Origin of the sequence: Nonomuraea sp. NPDC048881, assembly GCF_040649795.1 — a bacterium.
Taxonomy (GTDB): domain Bacteria; phylum Actinomycetota; class Actinomycetes; order Streptosporangiales; family Streptosporangiaceae; genus Nonomuraea.
This window is the reverse complement of record NZ_JBEZGC010000005.1, coordinates 197,472-213,118: the sequence shown is the minus strand read 5'-3', so window position 1 is coordinate 213,118 and position 15,647 is coordinate 197,472. Positions and strand designations below refer to the sequence as shown.

At 71.3% G+C, this 15,647-nt stretch carries 17 protein-coding genes and 1 pseudogene; 10 read left to right on the top strand and 8 right to left on the bottom strand.

Annotated elements, in window-relative coordinates; genetic code table 11:
• Positions 1–50 precede the first annotated feature (50 nt).
• Positions 51–239, top strand: coding sequence for a PspC domain-containing protein (locus AB0C33_RS19630; RefSeq protein ID WP_352325923.1), 189 nt, complete (start codon positions 51–53; stop codon positions 237–239).
• Positions 240–260: 21 nt separating this feature from the next.
• Here AB0C33_RS19630 and AB0C33_RS19625 read toward each other — a convergent pair.
• Positions 261–1,613, bottom strand: a pseudogene (locus tag AB0C33_RS19625) (FAD-dependent monooxygenase); the annotation flags it as partial.
• A gap of 67 nt (positions 1,614–1,680) precedes the next feature.
• On the opposite strand from AB0C33_RS19625, the gene AB0C33_RS19620 reads away from it, so the two are divergent.
• On the top strand, positions 1,681–2,229 hold the full coding sequence (locus tag AB0C33_RS19620) for a TetR/AcrR family transcriptional regulator C-terminal domain-containing protein (protein ID WP_358289650.1): 549 nt from the start codon (positions 1,681–1,683) through the stop codon (positions 2,227–2,229).
• Complete coding sequence (gene lipB / locus AB0C33_RS19615; protein WP_358289648.1) at positions 2,226–2,861, top strand: lipoyl(octanoyl) transferase LipB; 636 nt, start codon at positions 2,226–2,228, stop codon at positions 2,859–2,861. The genes AB0C33_RS19620 and lipB overlap by 4 nt, the downstream gene beginning before the upstream one ends.
• 4 nt (positions 2,862–2,865) lie before the next feature.
• Here the strand turns inward: lipB and AB0C33_RS19610 are convergent, their stop codons facing one another.
• From AB0C33_RS19610 to AB0C33_RS19595, 4 genes are all read right to left on the bottom strand, one after another.
• The gene (locus tag AB0C33_RS19610; protein ID WP_358289645.1) at positions 2,866–3,420 is read right to left on the bottom strand and encodes a TetR/AcrR family transcriptional regulator; all 555 of its coding nucleotides are present in this window, start codon (positions 3,418–3,420) and stop codon (positions 2,866–2,868) included.
• Entirely contained in the window at positions 3,413–4,249 is an 837-nt protein-coding gene (locus AB0C33_RS19605; protein WP_358289642.1) for an alpha/beta hydrolase, read from the bottom strand. Before AB0C33_RS19605 ends, AB0C33_RS19610 begins: the two co-directional genes overlap by 8 nt.
• Before the next feature lie 117 nt (positions 4,250–4,366).
• Positions 4,367–5,896, bottom strand: coding sequence for an amino acid permease (locus tag AB0C33_RS19600; protein WP_358289639.1), 1,530 nt, complete (start codon positions 5,894–5,896; stop codon positions 4,367–4,369).
• 97 nt (positions 5,897–5,993) lie between these two features.
• Entirely contained in the window at positions 5,994–6,908 is a 915-nt protein-coding gene (locus tag AB0C33_RS19595; RefSeq protein ID WP_358289637.1) for a zinc-binding dehydrogenase, read from the bottom strand.
• 92 nt (positions 6,909–7,000) lie between these two features.
• Here AB0C33_RS19595 and AB0C33_RS19590 point away from each other — a divergent pair, with 92 nt between their 5' ends.
• Entirely contained in the window at positions 7,001–7,555 is a 555-nt protein-coding gene (locus AB0C33_RS19590; protein ID WP_358290748.1) for a helix-turn-helix domain-containing protein, read from the top strand.
• Positions 7,556–7,641: 86 nt separating this feature from the next.
• Here AB0C33_RS19590 and AB0C33_RS19585 read toward each other — a convergent pair whose 3' ends face one another.
• On the bottom strand, positions 7,642–8,187 hold the full coding sequence (locus AB0C33_RS19585; RefSeq protein ID WP_358289634.1) for a type 1 glutamine amidotransferase domain-containing protein: 546 nt from the start codon (positions 8,185–8,187) through the stop codon (positions 7,642–7,644).
• Positions 8,188–8,297: 110 nt separating this feature from the next.
• Here AB0C33_RS19585 and AB0C33_RS19580 point away from each other — a divergent pair, with 110 nt between their 5' ends.
• Positions 8,298–8,558 (top strand): heavy-metal-associated domain-containing protein, encoded by a 261-nt coding sequence (locus AB0C33_RS19580; RefSeq protein ID WP_358289631.1) that lies wholly within the window; start codon positions 8,298–8,300, stop codon positions 8,556–8,558.
• A 4-nt stretch (positions 8,559–8,562) separates the two neighbouring features.
• Here AB0C33_RS19580 and AB0C33_RS19575 read toward each other — a convergent pair whose 3' ends face one another.
• Positions 8,563–8,913, bottom strand: coding sequence for a DUF2809 domain-containing protein (locus AB0C33_RS19575; RefSeq protein WP_358289628.1), 351 nt, complete (start codon positions 8,911–8,913; stop codon positions 8,563–8,565).
• A 146-nt stretch (positions 8,914–9,059) separates the two neighbouring features.
• Here AB0C33_RS19575 and AB0C33_RS19570 point away from each other — a divergent pair, with 146 nt between their 5' ends.
• Genes AB0C33_RS19570 through AB0C33_RS19550 form a run of 5 tightly spaced genes read left to right on the top strand, consistent with a single transcriptional unit; the run spans position 9,060 to position 14,788 of the window.
• Positions 9,060–10,880, top strand: a complete 1,821-nt coding sequence (locus AB0C33_RS19570; protein ID WP_358289623.1) for an ABC transporter substrate-binding protein — start codon at positions 9,060–9,062, stop codon at positions 10,878–10,880.
• Positions 10,877–11,932, top strand: a complete 1,056-nt coding sequence (locus tag AB0C33_RS19565; protein WP_358289621.1) for an ABC transporter permease — start codon at positions 10,877–10,879, stop codon at positions 11,930–11,932. Before AB0C33_RS19570 ends, AB0C33_RS19565 begins: the two co-directional genes overlap by 4 nt.
• Entirely contained in the window at positions 11,929–12,810 is an 882-nt protein-coding gene (locus tag AB0C33_RS19560; protein ID WP_358289618.1) for an ABC transporter permease, read from the top strand. Before AB0C33_RS19565 ends, AB0C33_RS19560 begins: the two co-directional genes overlap by 4 nt.
• Entirely contained in the window at positions 12,807–13,787 is a 981-nt protein-coding gene (locus AB0C33_RS19555; RefSeq protein WP_358289615.1) for an ABC transporter ATP-binding protein, read from the top strand. The genes AB0C33_RS19560 and AB0C33_RS19555 overlap by 4 nt, the downstream gene beginning before the upstream one ends.
• A complete protein-coding gene (locus AB0C33_RS19550; protein ID WP_358289613.1) occupies positions 13,784–14,788 on the top strand; it encodes an ABC transporter ATP-binding protein in 1,005 nt (334 codons plus the stop codon). The genes AB0C33_RS19555 and AB0C33_RS19550 overlap by 4 nt, the downstream gene beginning before the upstream one ends.
• 1 nt (position 14,789) lies before the next feature.
• Here AB0C33_RS19550 and AB0C33_RS19545 read toward each other — a convergent pair whose 3' ends face one another.
• Positions 14,790–15,614, bottom strand: a complete 825-nt coding sequence (locus tag AB0C33_RS19545; protein ID WP_358289610.1) for an NmrA family NAD(P)-binding protein — start codon at positions 15,612–15,614, stop codon at positions 14,790–14,792.
• Between the last annotated feature and the right edge of the window lie 33 nt (positions 15,615–15,647).

Below are 15,647 nucleotides of genomic sequence, written 5' to 3'. Positions count from 1 at the left end.
GGCACTGCTGTCCGTTTTACCGGTAGGTCATCACGACACGGAGGAACAGCATGTACCGCTCAAGGGAGCACAGGATTCTGGCCGGCGTCTGCGGCGGGCTCGCCGACAAGATGGGCCTGCCCCCGACCCTCGTCCGCATCCTCTGGCTGCTGCTGTCGCTCATCCCCGGCCCGCTCTGGGTGGTCTACGTCGCCATGTGGATCCTCGTCCCGGAGGAGCCGAGGGGCTACTCCCACTGACGCGTCCGCCGGCTCGCCGAACCACCGCGTGAGCGCCACCGCGGCGGGCTCCGCGCAGGGTTCGGCCCAGGCCACGTAACCGTCGGGCCGCACCAGCAGCTCGCGGTCGCCGGGCACCACGTCCACCCGATCGGCCCAGCGCGCCCCCGCGGCGAGCAGGGCCGGGGCGGAGGTGACGAGCAGTCCGCGCCCGTCGTCCAGCCGCAGGCCCTCGGGCATGAAGGCGCCGACGAGCGGATTCGGGCCCGTCGCGTACCGCACCGACACCGCGCTCACGTCCTCGGCCAGCATCCTGTTGGCCTCGGGGACGGTCATGAGCTGGGCGAACAGGTCGCGCAACCGGGTCGTCCCGGCGTCCGGCGCGGCCAGCTCGACCTGTTGCAGGGTGTTGGCCAGCACGGCGGCGGCCACCGGGTGCCGTTCGGCGTGGTAGCTGTCGAGCAGCCCGGCCGGGGCCGTCCCGCGCACCGCCAGTGCCAGTTTCCAGCCCAGGTTGACGGCGTCCTGGAGGCCGGTGTTCATCCCCTGGCCGCCGAACGGCATGTGCACGTGGGCCGCGTCGCCGGCCAGGAACACCCGGCCGGCCCGGTAGCGCTCGGCCTGCCTGGCCGCGTCGGAGAAGCGGGACAGCCAGGTCGCCCCGGTGATCTCGGGGGCGGCGTCCCCGAGGTGCCGGCGCACGCTGGCCGCGAACTCCTCGATCGTCACGGGCGCGTCCCTGTCCGCGTGCACCCGGCCGTGGTCGACGGTCAGGATCCTGGTCGTGCCGTCGGGCCGGACGAACGGCCACTGGAACAGGCCGTGGCCGGTGCGGACCCAGCCGGTCGGCGTACCGCCGGCCACCGTGACGTCGCCGACGTAGGCGGCCAGGGTGGCGGGGGTGCCGGGGAAGGCGATCCCGGCCAGCTTGCGCACCGTGCTCCGGCCGCCGTCGCAGCCGACGAGCCAGGCCGCCCGGTACGCCGTGCCGTCGCCGGTCTCGACCGTCACGCCCGACCCGTCCTGCGTCAGGCCGGTCACCGCCCGGCCCCGGACGATCTCCGCGCCCAGTTCCAGCGCCCGCGCCTCCAGGATCTCCTCCACCCGCGACTGCGGGACCAGCAGCCCGTACGGGTGCGGGGTCCGCGTGGCCGTCAGGTCGAGCACCCGCATGCCGGCGAAGTGCTGCAGGTCCAGGCGGGGCGCGTCGCCGAGCCGGTCGAGCAGCCCGCGCATGGCGAAGGTGTCGACCGAGCGGGGGTGCAGGTTGAGCGCCCTGGACAGGCCGGTGGGGGCGGCGAGCCGTTCGAGCACGAGCGTGCGCACGCCGCGCAGGCGCAGCTCGCAGGCCAGCATCAGGCCGACCGGACCGGCCCCGGCGATGACGACGTCCATCCACGTCTCCTTATCAACGATAAGTGCTTATCAGTGATAAAGCCTTATCTTTGATAAGTTGTCAAGCGTGGAACGGCGGACGGCGGTACGCGCGGCCCTGCGGCTGCTCAACGAGGTGGGCATCGACGGGCTGACCACCCGCAGGCTGGCCGACGAGCTGGGCGTGAAGCAGCCGGCCCTCTACTGGCACTTCAAGAACAAGCAGGAGCTGCTCGACGAGATGGCCGAGGAGATGCTCGCCGACACGCTGGAGCGTCTCGACGTGCCCGAACCGGGTCAGGAATGGGACAACTGGCTCATGTCCCGCGGCCGGGCGATCCGCGGCACGCTGCTGTCGTACCGGGACGGCGCGCTCGTGCACGCCGGGTCCCGGCCCACGCCGCGCCGGCTGGCCGAGCTCCCGGCGCTCATCAGGCCGCTGACCGAGGCGGGATTCACCGGCGAGCAGGCGGTCAGGGCGCTGATCGCGGTCGGCAGGTTCGCCCTCGGCTCGGCGATCGACGAGCGCGGCCCGGCCGTGCCGCTCGACGCGCGGCCGATGGAGGACCCCGACGGCGACTTCGAGTTCGGGCTGCGTGCGCTGGTGTCCGGGATGCGTCTTATCCTCGAAGGATGAGGGCAAGGCCGCTGACACTTCTGCAGGACGATCTGGTCGACTACGACACGGCGATGGAGCGCATGACCGACCTCGTCGGGCAGCGCCAGCGCGACGAACGGCCGGACACGCTCTGGCTGCTCAGCCACCCGCCCGTCTACACCGTCGGCCGGCGCACCCCCGCCGAGCACCTGCCCGACCCCGCGCGCGGCATTCCCGTGCTGGAGACCGGGCGCGGCGGGCAGCTCACCTACCACGGCCCCGGCCAGCTCGTGGGCTATCTCATCGTCAAGCTCGGCGAGGACGAGGGCATCGTCGACTACGTGCGGGAGGTGGAGCTGCGCCTGGTCGAGGCGCTGGGCAAGCTCGGCCTGCCCGCCGAGCGGCGGGACACCCCGCCGGGCTCGGAGCTGCTGACCGGCGTCTGGACGTCCACGACCGGCCGTAAGATCATCTCGATCGGCATGCGCCAGAGCAGGGGCGTCACCAGCCACGGGTTCGCGCTCAACGTCGACGGCGACCTCACGCCCTGGAACTGGGCGGTGGCCTGCGGCATGCCCGACGTGGACATGACCTCGCTCAAGCGGGAGCTGGGCGACATCACCATGCAGGACGTGCGGCCCGCCGTGGCCGCCGCCTTCGAGGCGTCCTGACCCGTCAGCGGGGAGTGGTCAGCCCGGCCACGACCATGTGCTTGAGCAGGTCGTAGCTCTCGTCGAGCAGCTCGGGCAGGCCGAACCCGCCCGACGCCTCCAGCACCGCGAACCCGTGCGCCGTCGCGCGCAGGCAGCGGGCCGCGTGGATCGCGTCGGAGCCTTCCAGCCCGTAGCCGCGCAGCGCCGCGAGCATGATGCCCATCAGGCGCTCGCCCGACGCCCGCATGCCGGGGTGCGGCTGCTGGATGACCATCGCGTAGCGGTGCGGGTGGCGGGTGACGTAGGCGCGCCAGGCGTCCATGAGTGCGCCGACGGCCTCGTCGCGGGAACGGCCCAGCACCGCCTGGGCCAGTTCGTCGGTGATCTCGTCGGTGATCCGCACCGACAGCAGCTCGCGCAGCTCGGCCAGGTTGCGCACGTGCTTGTACAACGACGGCGTCGCGACCCCGGCGCGGGCCGCCAGCGCCGAGAGCGTCAGGGCCTCGGGCCCGTTCTCGTCCATCAGGGACACCGCCAGGTCGACGACCGTGTCCCGGGACAACGCCGCCCTAGGCATGCAGGCGCTCCTTGACGAACGCCAGCACCTCGGCGGCCACCTGAGCCGGGAACTGGGCGTGCGGGTAGTGGCCGGCGCCTTCGATCATGGCGATCCGGCCGCGCCCGGCGGGCATGGCGGCCACGACGCCCTCCGCCTCGGCGCGCGGGTCGGCCCAGTCGGGGTCGAGCGTGCCCATCACGACCAGGACGTCGCGGGTCAGGTCGGGGAGTCGCGCGCCGGCGTCGGTGGGGGGCGCCTGGCCCATCTTGGAGACCACGGCCATCCGGCCGGGCCGGCGCAGGTCGGCTTCGAGCGCCGCGATGTGCTCCGCGTGGTCGGCGGGCTTGACGCCCGGCATGGCGTGGTCGAGGTACTTCTTCCACAGGCCGATGCTGCGCAGGAGCGCCGCGCCGAGCAGCAGCATGGCCCCCTTGCGATGGCGGGCGTTGCGCAGCAGGCCGCCGCCGTCGATCTTCTGCACCCGGGTGAACGGGCCGATCTCCACCACGGCGCTGACCAGCTCGGGCGCCTGCGCGGCGGCGATCGTGACGGCCCCGCCCGCGAACGAGTGGCCCACCAGGACCGCCGGGCCGCCCAGGTGGCGGACCAGCGCGAGCAGGTCGCCCGCGACGTCGGTGCGGGTGTAGGAGGGCCAGTCGCGGCTGGACTCGCCGTGACCGCGCAGGTCGGTGGTCGCCACCCGGAAACCCGCCGCCACCAGCTCGGGCACCAGGAACCTGAACGACTGCCGTCCGACGCCCATGCCGTGCGCCAGCACCATCAGCGGCCCTTCGCCGGTCACGTCGTAGGCGAGCTGTCCACCCTCGACCGTCAGGAACTCCGTCATGTCCAACCCCTCTCGGCTAACCCTTATAGCCCTAAAGCTAAAGCCTTTAGCCAAGCGGTGTCAAGCAGCAAAAAAAGACGGGCACAGCCGGATCGGCCGTGCCCGCCCACAGGGTGCTCAGGAGATCGGCACCTCGTCGATCGTGCGGCGCGGGCCGGTGAACCAGTGCCTGGCCGACAGGCTCCACCACAACCAGATGCCGATCAGCACGACGCCGACCGCGATCGGCGCGTAGTTGACCGACGTCCAGGTGAAGTCCTTGTTGCCCGGCACACCGGCCGGGGAGAACGGCATGACGAAGTAGACCGACACGATGACGATCTCGACGCAGGCGATCCAGCCCAGCACCCGGTACTTGCGGCCGAGCGTCCACGGCCCGGGACGGAAGGCGTCGCCCATGCGCAGGCGCAGCCAGATCGGGATGAGGAACGCCAGGTAGAGGCCGATGACCGCGATCGACACGACGGCGTAGAAGGCGACCGGGGTCGTCGAGCCGGCCGGGGCGTACAGGGCGGGCAGGGTGATCAGGGCGGCGATGAGGCAGCCGGCCAGGATCGCGTTGACCGGGGTGCGGTTGCGGTCCACCGTCGACCACAGCCGCCAGCCGGGAACCGCGCCGTCGCGCGAGAACGCGTACGTCATGCGCGACATCGAGGTCACGCAGCTCATCCCGCAGAAGAACTGGCCGATCGTGGAGATCGCGAAGATCGCGGTGGCCAGCGGGGAGGAGAGCGCGGTCTCGAAGATGGCGCCGACGAAGCCGGACTGCTTGTTGATCTCGTCCACGTTGGTCGCGGCGAACAGGAACGCCAGCAGCAGGATCCAGCCGCCGATCGCCGAGTAGAAGATCGACTGCCACAGGCCGCGGGCGGCCGTCCTGGCCGCGCCCTGCGTCTCCTCCGACACGTGGGCGCAGGCGTCGAACCCGGTGATCGTGTACTGGGTGAGCAGGAAGCCGAGCGGGAGCACGTACAGCCAGAAGGGCACGCCGCCGTCGCCGTCGCCGAAGCCGGAGTTGTTGATCGTGCCGCCGAACACGAAGCCGAGCGACTGGTGCTCGGACGGCGCGAACACCAGGATCGCCACGATGACGACCGCGCCCGCGACGTGCCACCACACGCTGATGTTCTGCAGCAGCGAGATGAGCCGGTGGCTGAAGATGTTGATGAGTGCGTGCAGGATGAGGATGATCACGAACAGCAGGAACGCCTGGGGGAGCGTCCCCTCCCACGCGCCGCCGGTCAGGCGGCTGATCGTGATGTTGAGGAACGTGGCGCAGCCGTAGTCGACCGACGCGGTGACCGCGATGAGGCCGATCAGGTTGAGCCAGCCGGTGAACCAGCCGTGGATCGGCTTGCCCATGGTGGCGGCCCACCAGTAGATGCCGCCCGCCGTCGGGAACGCCGAGACCAGCTCCGACATGCAGAAACCGATGATCAGGATGAACGCGGAGATCAGCGGCCAGCCCCACGAGATGGCGATGGGGCCGCCGTTGTTCCAGGCTTGCCCGAAGGTCGTGAAGCAGCCGGCGAGGATCGAGATGATGGAGAAGGAGATCGCGAAGTTGGAGAAGCCGCTCCAGGTCCGGGCCAGCTCCTGCTTGTAGCCGAGCTCGGCGAGTCGCCTGGAATCCTCTTCGAGTGACATGAGGTCTCCCTGGGGGGCGCGGAGGACGCTCTGTTTGGTCTAGGTCTAGACCATTTCTTCCCGAGGGACAAGGCGTGACAGACGAGTTTCGATGTGGTCAGGAGAGAGCGTGTCCCGCCGGGCCGACGTCGAGCACGACCTTGCCCGTGACCGTGCGGTCGAGCTGGGCCGCGGCGGCCTCGTCCAGGCGGTCCCAGGGCACGCGGCGGCCGATCTCGACGGTCAAATCGCCCGCGGCCACGAGGCCGAGCAGGAGGGCCAGGTCGGGGCCGGGGGAGCTGACGTCGCCGAAGGAGTTCATCGAGCGGGCGGGGCCGAGGGAGAAGGTCGAGCCGGGCGGGAAGACGGCCGGCTGCCCGCCGGCCCAGCCGACGCTCTGGAGGTTGCCGCCCGGCTTGAGCAGGCCCCAGGCGGCCACCAGGGTCGGGCCGCCGACCAACTCGATCACGACGTCCACGGGGGCCACGCCGTCCAGGGCGGTCACGACGTCCACGTCCGGGCCGAGGGTCTTGGCGCGGGCCGGGGAGCTCACCGAGGCGACGACGTGGGCCCCGGCCAGCCTGGCGAGTTGCACGGCCAGCGTCCCGACCGAGCCGGACGCCCCCGTCACGAGCACGCGCGATCCGAGGGAGACGCCGGCGGCGCGTAGTGAGCGCAGGGCCGACAGGCCGGACATCGGCAGGGCGGCGGCCACCGCCAGGTCCACCCCGTCGGGCACCACCGCGAGCGAGCCGGTGTCGAACGCCGCCCGCTCCGCCCACGCCCCCGCCCCGAACGCCGCCACCCGCGCGCCCTCGGCCGGGCCCGTGCCGTCGGCGGCGGGCCGCAGCACCACCCCGGCGGCGTCGTAGCCGAGCACGACGCCCTCCGGCAGGCGGTCCATGTGCCGCAGCTCGCTGAAGTTGACCGACGTCCGCCGCACCTCGACGAGTGCCTGCCCGGCCCCCGGAACGGGCTCGGGGACGTCGGCGAGCCGCCCCACGGCCCCGGGGCCGACCACCAGTGCGCGCATACGAGATCCTCCCGCCATCATGCGGACCGGCGGTCCGCTTCGTTGCCGGGATACTATGGGGACCGACAGTCCGCTTGCAAGGAGGGGCCTTGGTGCGATCAGACGCCACCCGCAACCGGGAGGCGATCCTGCGGGCCGCCGAAGAGCTCCTGGACGCCCACGGCGCCGAGCACATCTCGCTCGACCGGGTGGCCGCGGCGGCCGGGGTGGGCAAGGGCACGGTGTTCCGCCGCTTCGGCAGCAGGACCGGCCTGTTCCAGGAGCTGCTGGCCGAGCGCGCCGCCGCCCTGGCCGAGGCCATCGAGACGCCCGGCTCGCCACTCGGGCCGGGTGCGCCGGCGCGGGAGCGGCTGCTCGCGTTCCTGGACGAGCTGGCCGGGCTGGCCGAGCGCAACCTGGCGCTGTTCGCCGCGCACGAACGGGCCTGCGCGGCCGACAAATACCGCGACCCCACCTACCTGCGGTGGCACGCCCACGTGACGGGGCTGGTCGCGGCGGCGGCGCCGGGGCTCGACGCCGAGTTCGCCGCCCACACGTTGCTGGCCTCCTTCGACGCCGACCTCGCCCGGCACGTGATGGCCGAGGGCGGCGCCGACCGGCTCAGGGCCTCGGTGCGCGGCGTCGCCGAGGCCCTCCTGCGCGCCTGACCCCGCCAAGGGGCCGAGGCGGCCTCGGGCCGGGCCGACGCGGCCGCGGGCCCGGCCTCGGGCCGGGCTCGGATCGGTGTGCCGGGCTAGGCCGAGAAGGCGTCCGTGGCGGCCTGGCAGAAGGCCTTGAGGTCGTCCGGTTTGCGGCTGGTGACCAAGGTGTTCGGGCCGTCCGTGCAGACCACGACCTCCTGGTCCTTCCAGGTCGCGCCGGCGTTGCGCAGGTCGGTCTGCAGGCTCGGCCAGGACGTGAGCGTACGCCCGCGCACGACGTCCGCCTCGACCAGCGTCCAGGGGGCGTGGCAGATGGCGGCCACCGGCTTGCCGGCGTCGAAGAAGGCGCGCGCGAACCGGACCGCCTGCGGCACCGTGCGCAGGAAGTCGGGGTTGGCGACGCCCCCGGGGAGCAGCAGGGCGTCGAAGTCGCCGGGGTCGGCGTCGTCCACCGTGGCGTCCACGGTGAAGGTGTCGGCCTTGTCCAGATGGTTGAACGCCTGGATCTTCCCGGAGGACGTGGAGACCAACCTGGGCGTGCCGCCCGCCTGCTTGACCGCCTTCCACGGCTCGGTGAGCTCCACCTGCTCGACCCCTTCGGGGGCGACCAGGAACGCGATGGTCTTGCCGTTCGACATGACTGTCCCTTCGTTTTCCCCTCCCCTATCCGGACACCGGGGAAGTATGCACTCTCTACCCTGGGGGGGTATAGAGTGGGCCGCGAAGCCTAGAGAAGAGGAGTTCGGGCATGGTGATCACCGCGTACCAGGTCGAGGGCATGACCTGTGGCCACTGCGTCAGCTCGGTGCGGGCCGAGGTCGGCAAGGTCGACGGGGTCCAGGCCGTCGAGGTCGACCTCGCGGCCAAGGAGATGGTCGTGACCAGCGGCGCGCCGATCGACCAGGCCGTCATCGAGTCGGCCGTCGTCGAGGCCGGTTACGAGCTGGGCGGCGGCCGCGAGCTGCTGCCGCAGGCCGGGTCGTGCTGCGGCTCGGGCGGCTGCCACTGACCCCTCAGGGGGATCGGCGCCGGGCCCACAGGGTGTGCGCGGCGCACGCGGCGGCCGCGCCGACGGCGTACCAGAGCAGGTCGGGCGGGTTGAAAGTGCTGCCCAGCAATGGCCGCAGGACTGCCGGGATCTCACCCAGCTGGGCGAACTCGATCGCCCAGCTCAGCCCGCCCGACACCATCGCGGCCACCCACGGCCGCACCCGCGGCAGCGCCAGCACGACGAGCGCGTAGATCAGTACGGTGTAGAGCGCGTCACCCGCGTACTTGGGCACGGGCCCGTCCCACAACACCCGGACGCCGAGCCCGGCCACGACGGTCGCGACGGCGGCGAGGAGAACGGGCAGGCGGGGCACCCGATCACGGTAGTGCCAAGCCTGCTGAAAATTTACACCGCAAAAGGAAACGAGAATGAAACAATTTTCCGCCACTCGTTGACACGCGGTCTCCGTATGGTGTGCCTTCATCTACACAGGAATCCCCCGCCTGAAGGTGAGGCATCATGAGGAAATGGTTCGCACGCCTGGCTGTGCTGGGCGTCGCGCTGTTAGTGGCCGGCCAAGGCGCCACGGCGGCCCAGGCCCAGGAACCTGCGGCGGGGAAGAAGATCCTACGCGTCGGCGCCACCCAGGCGATGGACTCCATGAACCCGTTCCTGGCGGTCCGGCTGGTCTCCACCGCGATCCAGCGCACGATGTACGGCTTCCTCACCGTCCCTGACTCCAAGACGCTCCAGCCCAGCCCCGATCTCGCCGAGTCGTGGACGACGTCCGACGACGGGCTCACCTGGACGTTCAAGATCCGTAACACCAAGTGGTCCGACGGCCAGCCGGTCACGGCCGAGGACGCCGCCTGGACGTTCAACAAGATGATGACGGACGAGGCGGCCAAGACGGCCAACGGCCCCGCCGTGGAGAACTTCGCGAGCGTCACCGCCAACGGCCAGGACTTGATCATCAAGACCAAGGCGCCGCAGGCGTCCATGCTGGAGAACCCGGTCCCGATCATGCCCAAGCATGTGTGGGAGAAGGTCACCGACATGGCCAACTACGAGGCGGAGACCTACCCGACCGTGGGCAGCGGCCCGTTCATCGCGGTCGAGCACAAGAAGGACCAGTACGTCAAGCTGCAGGCCAACCCCAACTACTGGCGGGGCAAGCCGAAGCTCGACGAGCTGCAGTTCATCTTCTACGACAACCCGCAGGCCGCCATCGCCGGGCTCAAGAAGGGCGACATCGACCTGCTCGGCCGCATGACGCCGCCGGAGTTCCAGGCCATCGAGAACGACCCGAACATCGAGGCGTGGAACACCCAGGGCCGGCGGGCGTCGTACCTGCAGATCAACCACGGCGCCACGACCACCGACAACAAGCCCATCGGCGACGGCCACCCGGCGCTGAAGGACCCGAAGGTGCGCCAGGCGCTGCACTTCGCCATCGACAAGCAGAAGCTGGTCGACGAGGTGCAGGGCGGGCTGGCCAAGCCCGCCGACGGCTCGATCATCCCGCCCATGTACAAGGACTTCTTCTGGGAGGCCGCGGGCGAGGAGAAGGTCACCTACGACGTGGCCAAGGCGAACAAGATCCTCGACGACGCCGGCTACAAGAAGGGCGCCGACGGCGTCCGGACGATGCCCGACGGCAAGCGCAAGCTGGAGTTCCGCTTCAGCATCCACACCGACACGCCGATCGAGGACAAGCTCGCCGAGTACCTGACCGGCTTCTGGAAGGAGATCGGCATCACGCTGACCACCCAGAAGCTCGACTCCAGCAAGTTCACCGAGGAGACCGGCGTCACGGCGCTGTTCGACATCGCGATCAGCGGCTGGTCGGTCAACCCCGACCCCGAAGAGGTCCTGGCCACCCACCTGTGCAGCCGCAGGCCGGCGCCGGGCGGCGAGGGCGGCGGCACCGAGTCGTTCTACTGCGACCCGACCTTCGAGAAGCTCTACCAGGAGCAGCTCAAGGAGCTCGACCGGCCCAAGCGCGCCGAGCTCATCAAGCAGATGGAGCAGCGGCTCTACGTCGACGCCCCCGTCATCGCGATCTACTACACCAACGACCTTGAGGGTTACCGCAAGGACCGGATCACCAGCATCACCCCGATCCCCGAGGACAAGGGCCTGCTGTACGGCGGCAGCGGCTACTGGCCGTTCTACACGGCCGACGTCAAGGCGACCGCGGCGGGCGGCTCCGGCGCGGGCGGCGACTCCGGCTCCAACACCGGTCTCATCGTCGGCGTGGTCGGCGGCGTGGTGGTCATCGGCCTCGTGGCCTTCCTCCTGACCAGGCGGCGCAAGAGCGCCGCGGACGAGCGCGAATGACCACACCGCTCGAAGCAGCAGAGCCCGCCGCCGTCCAGGCGGCGGGCCCTGGTGAGGACCGCCCCGCTCGCCACGGCACGCTGAGGTACGCGTTGTCGAAGGCCGGCGGGGCGCTGTTCAGCATCGCCGCGGTGATCGTCGGGACGTTCTTCGTCTTCCGCCTGCTGCCCGGCGATCCGGTGCGGAACCTGGCGCAGGGCCGCAACATGACCCCGGCGCAGCTCGACATGGAACGTCACCGGCTCGGTCTCGACAAGCCGGTGCTCGACCAGTTCTTCGACTTCGTCGGCAAGACGCTCAGACTCGACCTGGGCACGTCGTACGAGTACAAGCGGCCGGTGCTCGACCTCATCGGCGAGCGCATCGGCCCGACGCTGCTGCTGGCCGGGACCGGGCTGGTCATCGCGGTCAGCCTCGGCATCTGGCAGGGCACCAGGGCCGGATGGCGGCGGGGAAGCCGGTTCGACCGCTTCTCCACCGGTCTGTCGCTGGTGTTGTGGTCGGTGCCGACGTTCTGGCTCGGCCTGCTGCTGATGATGGTGCTGGGCGTGGGCATCGGCCCGATCCCCGGCATCCTGCCCTTCCGCGGCATCGAGAGCGTCGACGCGCCCGACGGGTTCGCCTACGTGCTCGACGTGGCCTCGCACATGGTGCTGCCGTGCCTGACCCTGGTGGCGGTGATCTACGCCCAGTACCTGCTGGTCATGCGGTCGTCATTGCTGGAGGAGGTCAGCCAGGACTACGTCACCGTGGCCCGCGCCAAGGGCCTGCGCGACGACGAGGTACGCCGCCGCCACGCGGTGCCCAACGCCCTGCTGCCCACGGTGACGCTGGTCTTCATGCGCATCGGCTTCGTGGTCGGCGGCGCGGTCACCGTGGAGACGATCTACACCTGGCCGGGCCTCGGGCAGCTGTTCTACCGGGCGGTCCGGGTCCCCGACTTCACGCTCATGCAGGGCACGTTCATGCTCATCACCGTGGCCGTGATCCTCATGAACACGCTGGCCGACTTGCTCTACCACGTTCTCGACCCGAGGGTGAGGTCGGCATGACGAGTGTCGCTGCCACGCGCAGGCGGCAGGCGCTGAGCAACTTCTGGACCGACTTCCGCAGGCACCGCGCCGGGGTGGCCGGGATGGTCGTGCTGCTGGTGGCCGTGGTGCTCGCGCTGGTCGCGCCGCTGTTCATCGACGAGGGCGTGACGAGCGTCATCGACGCGCCGGGCGAGAAGTTCCAGCCCCCCGGCCTGGACTTCCCCTTCGGCACCGACGAGTCGGGCCGGTCGATCCTGCTGATGATCTGGTGGGGCTCGCGCGCCTCGCTGCTCATCGGCTTCCTCGCCGCGCTGCTCAGCATCGTGATCGGCATGGTCATCGGCATCGCCGCCGGGCACTTCGGCGGCTGGCTCGGCGGCGCGCTGATGCGGGTCACCGACTGGTTCCTGGTGCTGCCCTCGCTGGTGACCGCGCTGGTGCTGGCGGCCATCCTCGGCGGCAGCACGTTCACCATCATCATGGCGATCGGGGTCACCACCTGGCCGTCCACGGCTCGGCTGATCAGGGCGCAGACCTTCGCCGTCGAGGCCCGGCCCTACATCGAACGCTCCAAGGCGCTCGGCGGCGGCCACTGGCACATCACCACCCGGCACGTGCTGCCCAACGTGGCGCCGCTGCTGCTGGCCAGCACGACGCTGGAGGTGGCCAGCGCGATCGTCACCGAGTCCACGCTGGCCTTCCTCGGCGCCAGCGCGAACAAGACGTCGTGGGGCACCATGCTGCGCGGCTCCTACGACTACGGCGCGGCCAACGAGGGCGCGTGGTGGTACATCATCCTCCCCGGTCTGGCCATCCTCGTGGTCGTCATGGCGTTCACCCTCGTCGGACGGGCGCTGGAGGCCGTGCTGAACCCAAGGCTCAGGAGGGCGGCATGAGTCTCCTCGAACTGGACGACCTGTCGGTGACCTACCGCATCGCGTCGGGCGAGGTGCCCGCGGTGCGCGGCGTGTCGCTGACCCTCGACGCCGGAGCGGCGCTCGGAGTCGCCGGCGAGTCGGGATCCGGCAAGTCGACGCTGGCCATGGCGCTGCTCAGGCTCCTGCCCAAGAGCACGCGCGTCGGCGGCCGGATCCTGCTCGACGGCGAGGACGTCCTCACCATGAAGTGGGGACGCATGCGGGCCGTGCGCTGGGCCGAGGCCTCGATCGTGTTCCAGGGCGCGCAGCACGGCCTCAACCCCGTGCGCCGGATCGGCGAGCAGATCGCCGAACCGCTGCTCGTGCACGGCCTGGCCAAGCCGGACGGCGCCCGCAAGCGCGTCGGCGAGCTGCTCGAACAGGTCGGCCTGCCCGCCTGGCGGGCCCGCAGCTACCCGCACGAGCTGTCCGGCGGCCAGCGGCAGCGCGTGATGATCGCGATGGCGCTGGCCTGCTCGCCCCGCCTGATCATCGCCGACGAGCCCACCACCGCGCTCGACGTGATGGTCCAGGCGCAGGTCCTGACGCTGATCAAGGAGCTGATCGCCGAGCACGGCATCTCCCTGATCATGATCTCGCACGACCTGTCGGTCCTGGCCGACGTCTGCGACCAGCTCGCGGTCATGTACGCCGGCCGGGTGGTCGAGCACGGCCCCTCCCGCGAGGTGTTCCACGACGCCCGCCACCCCTACAGCCGGGCGCTGGCGGCCGCCTTCCCCACCGTGGGCGACCCGGTCTCGCGGCTGGCCCCCAAGGGGCTCGGCGGCGACCCGCCGGACCCGATGCAGCTCCCGACCGGCTGCGCGTTCCACCCGCGCTGCCCGGTCGCGCTGGACGAATGCGCGGGCCTCGACGTCGAGCTGTGGCCCGCCGGTCCCCGCCACGCCGCGGCCTGCGTGCACGTACGCTCCAAGGAGGAGGTCGAGGCTTCATGACCGAGACGCAGACCGCGGCCGAGACCGTCTCGACGGGCAAGGGCGCGTTGCTGGAGGCCCGTGACCTGCACGTCGCGTTCTCCTCGCGGGGCCGCAGCGCCCGCGCCGTCGACGGCGTCAACCTGGCGATCGGCCAGGGCGAGATCGTGGCCCTGGTCGGCGAGTCGGGCTGCGGCAAGACCACGCTGGCCCGCACGCTGCTCGGCCTCGAACGCCCCACGTCCGGCGAGGTCCGCTACGACGGCAACGCGCTGAACTACGGCTCCAAGGCGCTCCGGTCCTACCGCCGCCAGGTCCAGCTCGTCCTGCAGGACCCGATGGGCTCGCTCAACCCCCGCCAGACCGTCTACGAGGCGGTCGCCGAGGGGCCGCGCATCCACGGCCTGCCCGACGAGGAGGAGATCGTGGCCTCGGCCCTGTCCAGGGCCGGGCTGCGACCGCCCGAGCGGTTCTTCCTGCGCTACCCGCACGAGCTGTCCGGCGGGCAGCGGCAGCGCGTCGTGATCGCCGGCGCGCTCGCCCTCGACCCGAAGGTGCTGATCGCCGACGAGCCCGTGGCCTCGCTCGACGCCTCCGTGCGCGGCGAGATCCTGGCGCTGATGCTCAAGCTCAAGACCGACCTCGGCCTGTCGGCCCTGGTCGTCACCCATGACCTCGGCCTGGCCTGGAACATCGCCGACCGGGTCGCGGTCATGTACCTGGGGCGGATCGTCGAGTCGGGGCCGGTGGAGCAGGTGCTGACGGCGCCGCGGCATCCGTACACGCAGGCGCTGATGTCGGTGTTGCCGGAGTCGCCCGAGCGGATCGTGCTGTCCGGCGAGCCGCCGGACCCGACCAGGGTGCCGGGGGGCTGCCGCTTCCATCCCCGCTGCCACGTGCTGGCCTCCGGCCGCGCGGCGGAGGCGGGCGTGGACGCGGCCTGCCGGTCGCAGGCGCTGAGCATCCTGCCCGCGGTCCCCGACGCCCAGGCCGCCTGCCACTACGCGGCGGTCACCGGGTAGCTCACCCGCGGAACGCGTCGGCGTGCTCGCGCGCCCACTCGGCGAAGTCACGCGCGTCCCGGCCGGTGATCTCCCGGACGGTCGGGACGACCGTGTAGCCGACCTCCGGCGTGTTGCCCAGCGCGCCGACCAGGAACTCGATGGTCTGCTCGCCCATGCCGTCGGCGCGCCACTTGGCCCGCGCCTCGTCCACGGTGAGCTCGACGAAGCCGACGTCCCTGCCGACGGCCTCGGCCAGGACGGCGACCTTCTCCCGCAGGGTGATCGCGCGGGGGCCGGTCAGCACGTACGTCCGGCCGCCGTGGCCGCCCTCGGTCAGGACCTTCGCGGTCACCGCGGCGATGTCGCGCTCGTGCACCAGGGCGCTCAGCCGGTCGCCGAACGGCTCCTTGATGACGCCTTCCGTCCTGATCGTGTGCGCCCACCACTGGAGCGTGTTGGCCATGAACTCGACCGGGTGGAGCAGCGTCCACTCCAGGTCGGTGGCGGCGAGCGCCTGCTCCAGCTCGCCGTCCTCGCGGCCGCCGAGCACGGTGACCCGGCGCACGCCCGCCTCGACGGCCAGCTCGGCGAGCCCGGCGCCGTCGGGCAGCGGGGCGTAGTCGTCGCCGGCGAAGTTGATGAAGTGCACTGCGGTGACGCCCTCGAAGGCGGCGGCCAGGGAGGCCGGCTCGGCGAGATCGCCGCCGACGACCTCGACGCCCTCGGGAAGGGCGGCCTTGGCGGGGTTCCTGGTCAGCGCGCGGACCTTCTGGCCGGCCTGGAGGAGCTCCTCGACGACGAGGCGGCCGACGGTCCCGGTGGCACCGGTGACGAGGATGGTCATGTGAACCCCACTTCTTTCGGAACGGAACGTTCT